17 protein-coding genes are annotated in these 14983 nt (G+C 63.0%); 7 read left to right on the top strand and 10 right to left on the bottom strand.

The genetic code is table 11. From position 1 onward, the window contains the following. Positions 1-337: 337 nt before the first annotated feature. The 3 genes from JOE31_RS11795 to JOE31_RS11785 form a co-directional block, all read right to left on the bottom strand. Positions 338-634 carry an antibiotic biosynthesis monooxygenase gene (locus JOE31_RS11795; RefSeq protein WP_209744583.1) on the bottom strand — a complete coding sequence of 99 codons (297 nt, stop codon included), beginning with the start codon at positions 632-634 and terminating at the stop codon, positions 338-340. Between the two features lie 142 nt (positions 635-776). After that, a complete protein-coding gene (locus JOE31_RS11790) occupies positions 777-1253 on the bottom strand; it encodes a VOC family protein (RefSeq protein WP_209744580.1) in 477 nt (158 codons plus the stop codon). A 116-nt stretch (positions 1254-1369) separates the two neighbouring features. Then, a complete protein-coding gene (locus JOE31_RS11785) occupies positions 1370-1738 on the bottom strand; it encodes a VOC family protein (RefSeq protein ID WP_209748363.1) in 369 nt (122 codons plus the stop codon). A 169-nt stretch (positions 1739-1907) separates the two neighbouring features. On the opposite strand from JOE31_RS11785, the gene JOE31_RS11780 reads away from it, so the two are divergent. Beyond that, positions 1908-2324, top strand: a complete 417-nt coding sequence (locus JOE31_RS11780; protein ID WP_209744577.1) for a DUF3054 domain-containing protein — start codon at positions 1908-1910, stop codon at positions 2322-2324. Between the two features lie 82 nt (positions 2325-2406). Next, the gene (locus JOE31_RS11775; protein WP_011692051.1) at positions 2407-2688 is read left to right on the top strand and encodes an Lrp/AsnC family transcriptional regulator; all 282 of its coding nucleotides are present in this window, start codon (positions 2407-2409) and stop codon (positions 2686-2688) included. A 15-nt stretch (positions 2689-2703) separates the two neighbouring features. On the opposite strand, the gene trpD is transcribed toward JOE31_RS11775, so the two are convergent. Further along, the gene (gene trpD, locus JOE31_RS11770) at positions 2704-3762 is read right to left on the bottom strand and encodes an anthranilate phosphoribosyltransferase (RefSeq protein WP_209744574.1); all 1059 of its coding nucleotides are present in this window, start codon (positions 3760-3762) and stop codon (positions 2704-2706) included. Between the two features lie 112 nt (positions 3763-3874). On the opposite strand from trpD, the gene JOE31_RS11765 reads away from it, so the two are divergent. The 4 genes from JOE31_RS11765 to JOE31_RS11750 all read left to right on the top strand — a co-directional run bounded on the left by JOE31_RS11765 (position 3875) and on the right by JOE31_RS11750 (position 8252). After that, positions 3875-4549, top strand: coding sequence for a heme-copper oxidase subunit III (locus JOE31_RS11765; protein ID WP_231510979.1), 675 nt, complete (start codon positions 3875-3877; stop codon positions 4547-4549). 87 nt (positions 4550-4636) lie between these two features. Beyond that, on the top strand, positions 4637-5425 hold the full coding sequence (locus JOE31_RS11760; RefSeq protein WP_043481688.1) for a c-type cytochrome: 789 nt from the start codon (positions 4637-4639) through the stop codon (positions 5423-5425). A gap of 99 nt (positions 5426-5524) precedes the next feature. Continuing rightward, positions 5525-6595 (top strand): ubiquinol-cytochrome c reductase iron-sulfur subunit, encoded by a 1071-nt coding sequence (locus JOE31_RS11755; protein WP_011692055.1) that lies wholly within the window; start codon positions 5525-5527, stop codon positions 6593-6595. After that, entirely contained in the window at positions 6573-8252 is a 1680-nt protein-coding gene (locus JOE31_RS11750) for a cytochrome bc complex cytochrome b subunit (RefSeq protein ID WP_209744571.1), read from the top strand. The genes JOE31_RS11755 and JOE31_RS11750 overlap by 23 nt, the downstream gene beginning before the upstream one ends. A gap of 66 nt (positions 8253-8318) precedes the next feature. Here JOE31_RS11750 and JOE31_RS11745 read toward each other — a convergent pair whose 3' ends face one another. Beyond that, a complete protein-coding gene (locus tag JOE31_RS11745; RefSeq protein WP_011692057.1) occupies positions 8319-9113 on the bottom strand; it encodes a GntR family transcriptional regulator in 795 nt (264 codons plus the stop codon). Here JOE31_RS11745 and JOE31_RS21925 point away from each other — a divergent pair. Beyond that, positions 9052-9567 carry an HPr family phosphocarrier protein gene (locus JOE31_RS21925; RefSeq protein ID WP_374100836.1) on the top strand — a complete coding sequence of 172 codons (516 nt, stop codon included), beginning with the start codon at positions 9052-9054 and terminating at the stop codon, positions 9565-9567. The two genes, JOE31_RS11745 and JOE31_RS21925, sit on opposite strands and share 62 nt — an antisense overlap. Before the next feature lie 144 nt (positions 9568-9711). Here JOE31_RS21925 and JOE31_RS11735 read toward each other — a convergent pair whose 3' ends face one another. The 5 genes from JOE31_RS11735 to JOE31_RS11715 form a co-directional block, all read right to left on the bottom strand. Continuing rightward, a complete protein-coding gene (locus JOE31_RS11735; protein WP_011692059.1) occupies positions 9712-10113 on the bottom strand; it encodes a cytochrome c oxidase subunit 4 in 402 nt (133 codons plus the stop codon). After that, a complete protein-coding gene (ctaD, locus tag JOE31_RS11730; RefSeq protein ID WP_209744565.1) occupies positions 10110-11831 on the bottom strand; it encodes a cytochrome c oxidase subunit I in 1722 nt (573 codons plus the stop codon). Before ctaD ends, JOE31_RS11735 begins: the two co-directional genes overlap by 4 nt. Positions 11832-11841: 10 nt before the next feature. Continuing rightward, entirely contained in the window at positions 11842-12714 is an 873-nt protein-coding gene (coxB, locus tag JOE31_RS11725; protein WP_209744562.1) for a cytochrome c oxidase subunit II, read from the bottom strand. 186 nt (positions 12715-12900) lie between these two features. Then, the gene (locus tag JOE31_RS11720) at positions 12901-13290 is read right to left on the bottom strand and encodes an iron-sulfur cluster assembly accessory protein (RefSeq protein WP_011692062.1); all 390 of its coding nucleotides are present in this window, start codon (positions 13288-13290) and stop codon (positions 12901-12903) included. Positions 13291-13498: 208 nt separating this feature from the next. After that, positions 13499-14929, bottom strand: coding sequence for a dipeptidase (locus JOE31_RS11715; protein ID WP_209744559.1), 1431 nt, complete (start codon positions 14927-14929; stop codon positions 13499-13501). Positions 14930-14983: the final 54 nt, after the last annotated feature.

Genomic DNA, 14983 nt, shown 5'->3' with positions numbered 1-14983 from the left:
AGGCGGGTCCTTCCGCCTTCTGAGTTGCTTCCCAATAACGCCGATAATCTACATTATGTAAAGTAGAAGTTTTTCGACGAAAGGCCCCCACCCTCCGATCGACCTCGGATCCGCCCATCCGCTACCCAAGGAAAGACGGCACAAACAAACGAAGCCGACGCCGCTATGATGCGGTCGCACCATTTCCGGAGGCTGGATTGTTTCCGGCTTGGCTTGCGGAGGCGCTCAGAGGTAGCGCTTCCGCGGCACGGGCGTGGTTGTCGATGCCGTTCACCCAGGACTTGTCAGGAAAACGGCCCTGTTAGGCCCGATGTGAGCGTGTTGGCTCCGGCCGGCATCAGCCGATAGTCGCCGCTTCATCAAGGGTGTGCGGTTCGAAGTGCTCCAGCATTTCGCGCATGGCCTCGTAGCCCTGGGTAAAGGCGGACGAGGCCCGCCATACGTCGACCTGTTCAAGCGACTCCCAAGGGCCGGTACTGATGAACCTGTTGGGAACATCGCGATCGTGCATCAGGACGGCCTTCGCGCCGGGAAAATCCTCTTCGGTCTTCCGGGCGAGATCACGCCATGCCTGGACGAAATCATTTTCCCTGCCTGGTTTCACCAGCCAGATTCCGAGCGTGTAAACAGACATCGCGAAGGCCTCCAATCGCGTGCGGGGTAGGTATTCCCGATTATCTTCCCGCCGGCCGGAGCCGGGTAGGGCCACATGGCATGTGGTCCACTCCCCCGCGCCCGACCCGGGAGTCCGCTCCTTTCAGGTCCCGTCGATTTATTCAGGCCCCGTCGTAGGCGGCCTGCAGCTCGCTGATCACCAGTTTGCGCATTCCCAGCATTGCCTGCATGGCACGCTGGGCGCCCGCAGGATCCGGCCCGCCCAGCAACTGCCCCATGACGGAAGGAACCACTTGCCACGAAAGGCCGAACTTGTCCTTGAGCCAGCCGCACTGGCCCTCCGAACCGCCAGCCGTGAGTGCTGTCCAGTACCGGTCCACTTCTTCCTGTGAGGAGCAGTTGATGACAAAGGAAACAGCTTCAGTAAACGTGAACGCGGGCCCACCGTTAAGGCCCAGGAACTTCCGGCCTTCAATTTCGAATTCCACGGTCATCGCCTGGCCTGCGGGGCCGGGTCCAACGTCGCTATAACGGGCCACATTCAGGATTTTCGAGTCGTCAAAGACCGAGACGTAGAAGTCCGCGGCTTGCTCTGCCTGGCTGTCAAACCACAGGCAGGTGGTGATTTTTTCAGTCACGGGGTCCCCTCATCTCACTGGCTTCGCCGGAAAGGACTCCCGACGGCGGTCCTTCAGTTGCGTGTGCGAGCCTAGCGGCGGGTGATTCGCGGCACAATGGTCCGGCAGGCCGGCCGTTAACGCGGCAGCTGGCTGACCAGGCCAACGGTGTTCCCTTCGCTGTCGCGGATGAAAGCCATCCATTCGTCGGTTCCGGGCGGCCCCAGACGGTCATCTGCATGGCTGAAGATCACTTTGGGCTCCTCAATGATCTCCACTCCCCTGCCCCGGAGCCCGGACACTGATTCCCTGACGTCAGGCACAGCCAGATAAAGCAAGGCCGACGGCGCCCCGGCCTCGAGCAGCAACCGCACGCCGTCCAGGTCAAAGAAAAGGAGGCCCGGCGGATTGAATACTGCACGGGCTTCGACGCCGAGCAGGGCGGCGTAGAACTCCCCTGCCCGCGGGAGGTCGCTGGCGTGCTGCGCGATCTGGACAAGTCTCATGCTGCCGTCCGGTTTGTCGTTGCGGGATGAGTTGGGTGCAGTTGGGGCGCGACGGAACGCCCCGGCAAGGTTGTTGGCGGTGTTCCCGGTCATAGTCTAGAGCCGTCGACCCTGCGACGCCGGCTCACATCGGCTCGTCCCGGCACGAAACCGCAACTAGTGTGGAGGTATGCCTTCCCGCCCTAACCCGACACCCGTCCGCGCCGCCACCAGGAACGCGGCAGTACTTGCCGCCCTCGCCGATACCGTCCTGATCCTCGCGTTTGCAGCCATCGGCCGGGACGCGCACCAGCGCGGGGACGTGATCACCGGGGTCCTCTCGACGGCCTGGCCCTTTCTGGCCGGGGGTGCGATTGCCTGGCTTGCATTGAGGGTATGGCGGCGGCCGTTGCGCGTCTGGCCGGAAGGCATCGCTGTGTGGCTCGGCGCTGTGGCCCTGGGCATGGTTCTGCGGGCGGTGACCGGACAGACGGTGGTCTTGCCATTCGTCATCGTTGCCACGCTGAGCCTGGGCGTTTTCCTTGTGGGCTACCGGGTGATTGTGGCCGCTGCCGGCCGGCTCAAAGGACGCCGGCAGCTCCGCTGATTCACCCCCGATGTACTAGGCTGGCAGCACACAGCATCGCCCGCCGTTCCCCGCAGGGACGCACCCATCCGAAAGGTCAAGAGTGATCACCGCATTCGTCCTGATCAAGACAGACGCCTCCCGAATTCCGGAGACGGCAGAGGAAATTTCGGCGATTCCGGGCATCAGCGAAGTCTATTCCGTGACCGGGGAATGGGACCTGATCGCCGTGGCCCGGGTGGCGAAGCACGATGACCTGGCGGACGTCATTGCGGACAAGCTGTCCAAGGTGCCGGCGGTGGTCCACACCACGACCCACATCGCGTTCCGCGCCTACTCCCAGCACGACCTCGATGCGGCTTTCGCACTGGGCTTCGAGCAGTAAGCCCGGCCATTACGGCTAACCCCGGGTAAGGGCGACCCACTTTTCCAGCACGGCCGCCGCGGCACCGGAATCAATGGACTCTTCCGCCCGCTTCAACGCGGCCGCCATCCGGTCGGTGAGCGCGCCCTCGGCATCGACGTCGAACGCCACCAGGCCAGCGGCGGCATTCAGCAGGACGGCGTCACGGGCCGGGCCCGCCGCGCCGCTCAGGACATCACGGACGACGGCGGCATTGGCTTTCGCGTCGCCGCCGCGGAGCTCCTCCACTGTCGCGGCACGGATGCCCAGCACCCGGGGATCAAACGTCTGCTCCGTCACTTCGCCGTTCCGGATCTCCCAGACAGTGGACGGCCCGGTGGTTGTCAGTTCGTCCAGTCCGTCACTCCCCCTGAAAACCAGCCCGCGGCTTCCGCGCTTGGCCAGGACCCCGGCAACCAAGGGAGCCATCCTTGCGTTGGCGACACCAACCGCGGAAGCCTGAACCCGAGCAGGATTGGTCAGCGGGCCGAGGAAGTTGAACGCCGTGGGAATGGCAAGCTCCCGGCGCGGCACGGCCGTGTGCCGGAAAGAGGGGTGGAACACCTGGGCGAAGCAGAACGTGATCCCCGCCTCTTCGGCGTTGCGCGCAACGCGGTCGATGGGCAGGTCCAGCCGGACGCCGAGCGCTTCGAGGACGTCCGCTGATCCTGACGACGACGACGACGCCCGGTTGCCGTGCTTAACCACCTTTGCGCCCGCTCCCGCACAGACGAGTGCGGCCATGGTGGAAATGTTGACGGTGTTCAGCTGGTCACCGCCGGTGCCCACAATGTCCAGCTTCTCGCCGCCGATATCGACCGGATTCGCGTGCGCCAGCATGGCCTCGACAAGCCCGGCTATCTCGTCCACCGTCTCACCCTTTGACCGCAGCGCCACCAGGAACCCGGCGATCTGCGAAGGGGTGGCTTCCCCGGACATAATGGTGTCCATCGCCCATTCCGTATTGTCGGCCGTCAGGTCCGCGCCGTTGATCAGTGCCGAAATGAGCCGCGGCCAGGTGTTGCCCGCCGCCTGTGCAGATGCCTGTGAAGTCACCTCCTGATGCTATCGAGGCACCCGCCCTGATGACCAATGTGAACCGGCCCGGGAACTTTTCCGCGCGAATTCGCGTCTTTGTAGAAAAAGTCCGCGGAAATGGCGGTTTGCGTTGGGCAGGAGGAACTTTTACAGACATAATGTCTATGTGACATCTGCGACCCATGCCCCCAGTACCCCGGCGCACCCGACGCTGAACCGCCCGAATATGGTTTCCGTAGGAACCGTTGTCTGGTTGTCCAGTGAGTTGATGTTCTTCGCCGGTCTCTTTGCCATGTACTTCACACTCCGTTCGACGTCCGGACAGATGTGGGCCGAAGAGACAGCCAAGCTCAACTTCCCCTTTGCGCTCGTAAACACGATCGTCCTCGTGGCAAGTTCATTCACTTGCCAGATGGGCGTCTTCGCCGCTGAGCGGCTCCAGCCGCGCCGCGCCGGCGGCCCCCTTGCCTTCACGCGTTGGGGGATGAACGAATGGTTCACCCTCACGTTCATCATGGGCGCCTTCTTCGTTGCCGGTCAGGCGACTGAATACGCCATGCTCGTCTCGGAGCATGTGTCGCTCTCATCGAATGCGTACGGCTCGGCCTTCTACATGACCACCGGCTTCCACGGCCTGCACGTCATTGGCGGCCTCATCGCCTTCCTCTTCATCATCGGCCGTTCGTTTGCCGCCAAGAAGTTTGGTCACTTCGAAGCAACGTCCGCGATTGTCACCTCGTACTACTGGCACTTCGTCGACGTCGTGTGGATCGGCCTCTTCCTGGTCATCTACGTCCTCAGGTAGCCCCGACTTGACTCTTTTTCTACAAGAGGCAGAATTTCAAGAAGCGGCTCCCGGAGCCGACGCACGATCGAATAAAGGAACCACCACGTGAAGGCACTCTCGCAGAAGCGACGTCACCCACTGGCAGCCATTGCGCTGCTGCTGATGGGCCTCCTCCTCACTGGTGGGCTGTACGCCGTTGCCACCACCGTCAACGAGGCCAAGGCTTCCACCACCAGCTTCAGTGCGAACGACACTGAAGAGGGCGGGAAGCTTTTCGCCGCCAACTGCGCAACCTGCCACGGCATGGGTGCGAGCGGAACCAAGGACGGACCCTCACTTGTAGGCGTCGGTGCTGCCGCTGTTGACTTCCAGGTAGGCACCGGGCGCATGCCCATGCAGATGAACGGCCCGCAGGCTTACAAGAAGCCCGCACAGTTCAACGACGAACAGACCCACCAGCTGTCCGCTTACGTCGCTTCGCTCGGCCCCGGCCCGTCCATCCCCGAAGAGGGCCTCTTGGACGCACAAGGCAACGCCGCCGAGGGTGGCGAGCTCTTCCGGGTCAACTGCGCCATGTGCCACAACGCAGCGGCCGCCGGCGGCGCGCTCACCCGCGGCAAGTTCGCACCGGCCCTTGCTGATGTGTCCGAAAAGCACATCTATGAGGCCATGGTTACCGGACCGCAGAACATGCCGGTCTTCAACGACGCCAACGTCTCACCTGAAGGCAAGCGCGACATCATCACCTTCCTGAAGCAGATCGAAGCCAACGGTTCACCCGGCGGAGCCGATCTCGGCGCCCTGGGGCCGGTCTCTGAAGGTCTGTTTGTCTGGATCGCCGGCCTGGGCGTCATCATCGCCTTCACCATCTGGCTGACGTCCCGGACGTCCTAGCGACGTCCGCAACTGTAAGAACTCCTGCTGACGAGTCAGCAGTATGGAATTGAAAACTAACCCGGCACTGGCCGGGACGAGAGAAGGATGAGGCGAATTATGGGCAACCATAGTGACGGCAGTCCGAACCACTCGGGCACCGTAGCTACGGCTGGTCAGAATGAGGTGGAGAAGTTCCAGGATCCTGGAATTCCCCCGCATCGTTTGCGCCTGGCTGACACGGACCCGAAGGCCGCAAAGCGTGCAGAACGGCAGGTTGCCGTCCTCTTCGGCAGCTCGGTCGTGGGCACCGTGATCTTCCTGGTGGCGTACTTCGCCATCGATCTTGGACCCGACTCCACGATCGCCACCATCCGGCTGCAGAATGCCCTGCTGGGCATCGGCACCGCCTTTGCCATGCTCGGCATCGGCACCGGCATTGTCCATTGGGCCAAGGCCCTCATGCCGGACCACGAGGTCTCGGAAGAGCGCCACGCCATCCGCACCGAAGAAGACCGCCAGGCGGCCGTCCGAATCGTTGACGACATCGTCGAGGAAACCGGGATCAAGCGCCGGCCGCTGATCCGCAACACCCTCCTCGGCGCCGTAGCGTTGGCTCCGCTGCCTGCACTGGCCGTCTTCGGTGACCTCGGTCCCCGCCCGGACGACAAGCTTGCACACACCATGTGGGCCCCGCAGGAAGGCAAGCTCAAGCGCCTCACCCGCGACCCGGACGGTACGCCCATCAAGGCGTCGGACGTCACCATCGGCTCGGCCTTCCACGTGATTCCGGAAGGCCTGAACGAACTGCATGAAGGCAAGCTGAACGAGAAGGCCAAGGCCGTCGTCCTGCTCATGCGCCTGAACCCCGAGTCCCTCAAGCCCTCTGCGGGCCGCGAGGACTGGAGCTACAACGGCATCGTTGCCTACTCGAAGATCTGCACCCACGTTGGTTGCCCTGTTGCCCTGTACGAGCAGCAGACCCACCACCTGCTGTGCCCGTGCCACCAGTCGACCTTTGACCTGACCCAGGAATGCAAGGTTATCTTTGGCCCGGCCAGCCGGCCTCTCCCCCAGCTGCCCATCGCAGTTGACGCCGAGGGCTACCTGGTCGCTACGAGCGACTTCAAAGAACCCGTAGGACCGAGTTACTGGGAGCGTGATGAGCATGAGCGCAACATCAACAGCTAATGCCCCCGCCTTCGTCGCCAAAACCAAGGGCGGCCGCATTACCGACTTTGTTGACCAGCGCGTCGGCGGTTCGGGCATCCTCCGCGAATTTGGCCGTAAGGTCTTTCCGGACCACTGGTCGTTCATGTTCGGCGAAGTGGCCCTGTACTCCTTCGTCATCCTTCTGCTCTCCGGCACCTTCCTGACGTTCTTCTTTGATCCGTCCATGGCGGAGACGCACTACGACGGCTCGTACACGCCGCTGAAGAACGTCGAAATGTCCGTCGCCTACAGCTCATCGCTGGATATCTCGTTTGATGTCCGCGGCGGCCTGTTCATGCGCCAGGTGCACCACTGGGCCGCACTGCTGTTCGTGGCTTCCGTCTCCGTGCACATGCTGCGCGTGTTCTTCACCGGCGCGTTCCGTAAGCCCCGCGAACTGAACTGGGTGGTGGGCGGCGTCCTGCTCATCCTCTCGATGGCGGCAGGCTTCACCGGCTACTCGCTCCCCGACGACCTGCTCTCCGGCAACGGCCTGCGGATCATCGACGGCGTCATCAAGTCGATCCCTGTCATTGGTACCTACATCTCGTTCTTCCTCTTCGGCGGCGAGTTCCCCGGTACGGTCATCATCAGCCGGCTCTACATGCTGCACATCCTCCTGGTACCGGCGCTGATCCTGCTGATGATCGTGATTCACCTCTTCATGGTGGTTGTTCACAAGCACACGCAGTACCCCGGCCCGGGCCGCAACGACGGCAACGTCGTCGGCTACCCCCTTGGCCCGGTTTACGCGGCCAAGGCCGGCGGCTTCTTCTTCATCGTGTTCGGTGTTGTCGCCCTCATGGCGGCTTTCTTCACCATCAACCCGATCTGGAACTACGGCCCTTACGACCCCTCCCCGGTTTCCGCAGGCACGCAGCCTGACTGGTACATCGGCTGGGTTGACGGCGCCCTGCGCCTCATGCCTGGTGTCATCGGCGACTTCCACTTCGAGTACGTCATCTTCGGCCAGGTCCTCACCCTGAACGTGCTGCTACCGGCCCTGGTACCTGCCGGCCTCGTCTTCACGGTGCTGTTTATGTACCCGTGGATCGAACGCTGGATCACCAAGGACGACCGCGAGCACCACGTTCTGGACCGCCCGCGCAACGCTCCCACCCGGACCGCAATCGGCATGGCCGGCTTCACCTTCTACTGCGTGATGTGGGCCGCCGCTAGCTCGGACCTCATTGCAACGCACTTCCACGTTGCTCTGAACGATGTCACCTACTGGCTGCGCGCACTGTTCTTCATCGGCCCGGTCATCGCGTTCGTCGTGACCAAGCGCGTCGCCCTGGCGCTTCAGCGCAAGGACCGTGAAATCGCCTTGCACGGCCGCGAAACCGGCCGAATCGTCCGGTTGCCGCACGGTGAGTTCATTGAGGTCCACGCGCCGCTGGATGACTACAAGCGCTACAAGCTGGTGGGCTTCGAGTCACCGGTGCCGTTGCCTGCGGTTCCGAACGAACACGGCGTCGTAACCCGCAAGGAAAAGCGCCGTGCGGCGCTCTCGCGCTGGTTCTTCGAGGACAGGGTCGCACCTGCTTCGCCGGCTGAGCTCGAGGCTGCCCACGGGCACCACGGCCAGCACGAAGCGGTGGAGACGGCCGAGGGACAGAAGACCCTCAGCCACTAGCTCATAGTTTGACAGCATTACAGAAGAGGCCCGGTCCGCATGGACCGGGCCTCTTCTGTGTCCCCCCTATGGATTCCGGTAGCCGGAGGCGTAGTTGCGCGTAGGACGGACGCCGGGACGCTGCAGCGGCACCCAGAGCTTGTAGCGGTCTGCCCGGTAGTAGGACACCGAGTAGTCCACCATGGAGCGGGCAACGAAGGCGTGCCTCTGGATCTTCAGCAGCGGCGATCCGACCTCCACGTTGAGCAGCCTGGCTGTTGACGGGGAGGCCGCCGTGGCCTCAATCATGTCCTCCCCCCACTCCATGACCAGGCCAAAGCGCTCACTCAGGACGTTGTACAGCGAGGTGGGTGGTTCGCCGTCGAGCAGGCCTGGCACGCGATGGGCGGGAATGAAGTTCTCGTCCACGCTCATGGGCTCGTTGTCGGCCAGCAGCAGGCGCCTGAAGCGCACCAGGGGCGTTCCCTCGTCCAACTGAAGCTCCCGGGCCAGGAACGCACTCGCGCCGATCTGTTCGAAGCTGAGCACCTTGGCGGCAGGGACCATGCCACGGCGCTGCATTTCCTCGCTGTAAGAAGTCAGTTTGACCTGCAGGTCAAGCTTTGGTTTCCGGACGAAGGTGCCCAGACCCACCACCCGTTCAATGACCTCCTCGCCTACCAACGCATCGATCGCCTGGCGGACCGTCATGCGGGCCAGGCCGAATCTCTCGGCGAGGTCACGCTCCGAGGGCAACGACGAGCCGGGCGGACAGGAGGCGGTGATGTGTGCGCGCAGAAGTTCCCGCAGCTGGACGTAGATGGGCGTCCCGCTGTCGCGGTCGATCTCCCCTACCATCCTGCTCGCGTCAGAGGCCGCCATGGCCGCGATCCAGATCTACATTCATGTTTTAAGGGTAGAGCAACAAGAGGGCAGGTCTAGACCACCCCGACGGCGGTTTCAGCCGCCGGATGTAGCGGCACTACGCTTGTTCAGGAATGCAGTCGTGACGGCCGAGACCCGTCGGAACAAAGGAGTCCTGTTGCCAGTGCGCAAGGCAATCGTTCAATCACCCATAGGCCTGCACGCGCGGCCGGCCGCTGTCTTCGTCCGGGCTGTTACGGAATCCGGCCTGCCGGTCAGAATCGGAAAAAGGGGAATCGTGCCCGTCGATGCACGGTCCCTGCTCGAAGTCATGACAGCCGATTTCCATTGTGGCTGTGAAGTGGAACTCTCAGTTGATCCCGAGGCGCTTCCTGCCCGCTACAGCGTTGAATCCGCCGAGGCGGCACTGGACGGCCTGACGCTTCTGCTGGAGGCAGGCGCGGCCGCCTGAGGCCTTACGAACGGCCTCAAGCCGGCCCTGCCCCTCCCAGCGCGCCACGGTAGGAAACGCGTCCTACCGTGGCTAAGCGCAAACAACGACGGCGGGCCCCACCGAATGGTGGGGCCCGCCGTCGTTGTGAACAGTGCTTAGGCGCTAGTGTGCGTGATCGCCGCGGCTGTATTCGTAGACCCAGCCGACGAGGGCGATGACGGCCAGGCCGCCGGCGATGAACGTGACCCAGAATCCTACGGCCAGGCCGAGGAATCCACCTGCGCAGGACAGGCCCAGGACCAGCGGCCACCAGCTCCAGGGGCTGAAGTGGCCCTGCTCGCCTGAACCTTCGTGGATCTCGGCGTCGTTGCGGTCCTCAGGACGCATGCCCACGCGCTTGCCGGTGAACCCAAGGTATGCACCGATCATGCCGGCGAGGCCGCCAACGAGAAGGATACCGAGGATGCCGACCCACTCAGACCAGTTGGTCAGGAATCCGTAAACCAGGGAGACCGGTACGAAGAAGAAGACTCCGGCTCCAAAAATCCATGATTCGATCTTCACTTGGCGGTGTCCTTCTGATCTGCGTTGCCCAGCACGGACGCTGCCGGTGCCGGTGATTCAACGGTGTGCGACTGTGCGAGCTCCGGGTGGTGGAGGTCCAGTGCCGGACGCTCCGAACGGATGCGGGGCAGCGACGTGAAGTTGTGGCGCGGCGGCGGGCAGGAGGTTGCCCACTCGAGCGAAGCACCGAAGCCCCAGGGATCGTCCACCTCAACCTTTTCGTTGCTGCGCCAGGTGATGTACACATTCCAGAAGAACGGGATCAGCGAAGCGCCCAGCACGAACGAGGAGATCGTGGAGAACTGGTTCATCCAAGTGAAATTGTCCTGCGGCATGTAGTCCGCGTAACGGCGGGGCATGCCTTCGACACCCAGCCAGTGCTGGATCAGGAAGGTTCCGTGGAAACCGAGGAACAGGAGCCAGAAGTGGATCTTGCCCAGGCGCTCGTTGAGCATCTTGCCGGTCCACTTCGGCCACCAGAAGTAGAAGCCGGCGAACATCGCGAACACCACGGTGCCAAACACCACGTAGTGGAAGTGGGCCACCACGAAGTAGGAATCCGATACGTGGAAGTCAAGCGGCGGTGACGCGAGGATGATGCCCGTCAAACCACCGAACAGGAAGGTTGCCAGGAAGCCGATGCTCCAGAGCATGGGCGTTTCGAAAGTGATGGAACCCCGCCACATGGTGCCGATCCAGTTGAAGAACTTCACGCCGGTAGGTACGGCGATCAGCATCGTCATAAAGGAGAAGAACGGCAGGAGGACCGAGCCGGTGACGTACATGTGGTGTGCCCACACCGTCACGGACAGAGCCGCGATGGCAATGGTTGCGTACACGAGGCCCTTGTAGCCGAAGATGGGCTTGCGGCTGAAGACGGGGAAGATCTCGGAGACGATGCCGAAGAACGGCAGCGCGATGATGTACACCTCGGGGTGGCCGAAGAACCAGAACAGGTGCTGCCAGAGGACTGCGCCGCCGTTCTCGGGATCGAAGATGTGTGCTCCGAAGCGACGGTCGGCACCAAGGGCGAACAGGGCAGCTGCGAGTGGCGGGAAGGCCATCAGGACCAGGATTGCCGTAACCAGCGTGTTCCAGGTGAAGATCGGCATGCGCCACATGGTCATGCCCGGAGCGCGCATGCAGATGATGGTGGTGATGAAGTTGACCGCACCGAGGATGGTACCGAAGCCGGAGAGCGCGAGGCCGAACACCCAGAGGTCACCGCCGACGCCGGGGCTGAACGTGGTGTTGGACAGCGGCGCGTACGCGAACCAGCCGAACGAAGCGGCACCCTGCGGGGTGATGAAGCCGGACACGGCGATCGTGGAGCCGAAGAGGAAGAACCAGAAGGCCAATGCGTTCAGTCGCGGGAAGGCGACGTCGGGTGCACCGATCTGCAGGGGCATGATGACGTTGGCGAAGCCTGCGAACAGCGGGGTCGCAAACATCAGCAGCATAACGGTTCCGTGCATGGTGAACAGCTGGTTGTACTGCTCTTTGGTCTGCAGGATCTGCATTCCGGGCTCGAAAAGCTCGGCTCGGATCAGCAGCGCCATCACGCCGCCGAAGCAGAAGAACACGAAGGACGAGATCAGGTACATGTACCCGATGGTCTTGTGGTCGGTCGAAGTGATCCAGTTGACGACGATGCGTCCCTTGGACTTCGGAACAACGGGACTTTCGAGGATCCCGGCGGATTGAGTGTACGTAGCCACGTCGCTCCCCTTACTTAATTTCGTTCAGGTTCGGGTTGCGGTCGTACTCTTCGCCGAGCAGGCCGGTGTTGCCGTCCTGTCGCAGCTGGTCCATGTGCGCCTGGAACTCCGTTTCGGAGACAACCTTCACGCGGAACAGCATTTCGGAGTGGTATTCGCCGCAGAGTTCGGCACATTTGCCGTCGTAGGTGCCCTCTTTGGTGGGGGTAAACCGGATGTAGTTCGTCTTTCCCGGGATCATGTCGCGCTTCTGCAGGAAGGCGGGGACCCAGAAAGAGTGGATAACGTCGCGGGAGTTCAGCTCGAGGTCAACAGACTTGTTGACGGGGAGGTACAGGGTGGGCAGCTTTTCCTTGTCCACTTCAGCACCGGTGAGGTGCGCCTGGACGCCTGCTTCGTGGACGTCTTCGGTGATGACGTCGCCCTGCTTGTAGTTGAAGTCCCAGGCCCACTGCTTGCCGCGGACGTCCACAACGACGTCGGCCGGCTCGGAGCGGTTGTCGATGGCCTGCTGGTCCCGGTCGGTGAAGTAAAAGAACACCAGGACCATGAACAGCGGGATGGTCAGGTAGAAGACCTCGAGGGGAAGGTTGAAGCTGGTCTGCCGCGGGAACCCGACGGTGCCCTTGCGGCGGCGGTAGGCCACGATGCACCAGACCATAAGTCCCCAGGTAATGATGCCGACGACCAATGCGGCTATCCATGAGTTGACCCAGAGGTCCATGATGCGGTCAGTGTGATTGGTGGTGCCACGCTCGGTGGGCAACCAGCCTCTCTGTACCTCTGGTGAACATCCAGTCAAAGCCAACGCGCCGGCTAGTGCCAAGCCAGTGATCGTAGTGATCTGTTTGCGTCGGCTGCCGGTTCGGTTCTGCGAACTCACAGACGGCCCTTCCTACTTGTTGCTGTTGCCCGGGCCGTAGATGGCTCCCCGGGCACACTAAAAGTTTTACTACTCGATGTAGAGCTTACCGCTCCCCGGGGGTTTTCGCTCACATGTCGGCACCGTGCGTCGGCACCGGTTTTCACCGGTGCCGAAAGCAAGCTGTCATGGGGCAAAAGAGCCAGGTTAGTGGAAAGAATCTCCGCAGGCGCAGGAGCCGCCGGCGTTGGGGTTGTCAATGGTGAAGCCCTGCTTCGAGATGGTGTCTTCGAAGTCGATGCTGGCGCCGCTGAGGTACGGGACGCTCATCTTGTCGACAACGACCTCGACGCCGTCGTAGTCACGTACGGCATCTCCGTCGAGCAGCCGCTCATCGAAGTAGAGCTGGTAGATCAGCCCGGAGCAACCGCCCGGCTGGACAGCAACGCGCAGACGAAGGTCGGTGCGGCCTTCCTGCTCCAGCAGGCTGCGGACCTTGCCCGCGGCGACGTCGGTCAGCTTGACCTCGTGCGTGGGCAGTTCTTCGCTGGCGGTGCCGGTGGCTGCGGCGCTGTTTTCATTGGTTGTAGTGCTCATTGGCCTACCTTCTTACGACGGTGGTGGCGACTCGGCTTGCGCGTTGCCCGCCCCTACGGAAACGGTATGGGCTATAGCTACATGCTACGTCGATCCTGCGTGTAGCTCTAACTCCTGGCGTAACCGTGGCCATACCCTGAATGTTCCCTGGCGACTCCGGAACAGACCCGCCAGGGAACGTGGGGCCACTGCGCTGCCGCTCCCGGCGTCAGGCAAGACCCTCATGGTTGAGCCGGGCAATGAGGAGGGCTTCAGCCACCACCGCATTGCGGAAGTCCTCCAGGTGCAGAGACTCATTGGCGCTGTGGGCCCTGGAATCGGGGTCCTCGACGCCGGTAACCAGGATCTGCACGTCCGGGTAGACCTCCGTAAGGTCCGCGATGAAGGGAATCGAACCACCGATGCCCATTTCGACCGCCGGAACGCCCCAGGCTTCCCCGAGGGCCCACATTGCCATTCCGGCGGCCGCGGAACCCGTGTCGGTCAGGAAGGAGCTTCCACTCTCCCCCGGGGTGAAGACCACCTTGGCGCCGAACGGTGCATTGGACTCAACATGGTTCCGCACGGCGGCCATGGCATCGGCCGGGTCCTGGCCCGGAGCCAGCCGCAGGCTGAACTTCGCCCGAGCCCTCGGCAGCAGGGTATTAGAGGCAACGTCCACGGCGGGAGCATCGAAGCCGATGATCGACAGCGCCGGCTTGGTCCACAGCCGGGAGGCGATGGTACCGCTGCCGGCGAGGCGCACTCCGTCCAGCACGGACGCGTCGGCCCGGTATTCCGCCTCCGTCAGGTCGACAGAGACGTCGTCCCTGCTGACGAGGCCTTTCACAGCGACGTTTCCTTCGTCGTCGTGGAGGGTGGCGATCAGGCGCGAAAGCAGCGTGGGCGCATCGAGGACTGCGCCGCCGAACATTCCGGAGTGGACGGCGTGCTCCAGGACCTGTACCTCAATGGTCCCGTCCACCAGGCCGCGCAGGCTCGTGGTCAGGGCCGGAATGCCCACTTTCCAGTTGCTGGAATCCGCTACCACGATGACGTCGGCGCGCAGCAGTTCGCGGTGCGTTTCCAGGAACGTGCGGAAGGTGGGCGATCCTGCCTCCTCCTCGCCTTCGAAGAAAAACGTCACACCCAGTCCCAACTCGTCGGCCAGTACCTCGGTGACGGCGGCATACGCGGCTATATGGGCCATGATGCCGGCTTTGTCATCGGCCGCTCCCCGCCCGTAAAGCCGGCCGTCGCGTTCGACGGCGGTGAACGGTTCGGTCTCCCAAAGCGCCAGGTCCCCGGTGGGCTGGACGTCATGGTGGGCGTACAGCAGAATGGTCGGCTTTCCCTCGGCAGCGGTACGTCGTGCCACGACAGCCGGTCCGCCCGGCGTGCCGTCCTCTTTGTTGCAGCGCAGGATCCGGACGTCAGCAATTCCCGCAGCCCGCACCAGCTCCGCCACGGCCTCCGCGCTGCGGTCCAGCGGGGCAGGATCGAAGCTGGGCCAGGCGACGCCCGGGAGCTTCACGAGATCTTTCAGCTGCCCAACGGTGGTGTCGAAGGACTCATGTACAGCCCGGCGCAGGGCTTCGACGCCGATCCCGTCGATTCCTGCGCTGATTTTTTGCGGGGTCCCCGCCGGTGATGAAGTCATGGCCAAAACCCTACCTGTGTCCGTGACCACAGGAAACACTTCGGAACCGCCCGC

Source organism: Arthrobacter sp. PvP023 (genome assembly GCF_017832975.1).
Classification (GTDB): Bacteria; Actinomycetota; Actinomycetes; order Actinomycetales; family Micrococcaceae; genus Arthrobacter.
This window is presented reverse-complemented; position numbering and strand designations above follow the sequence as displayed.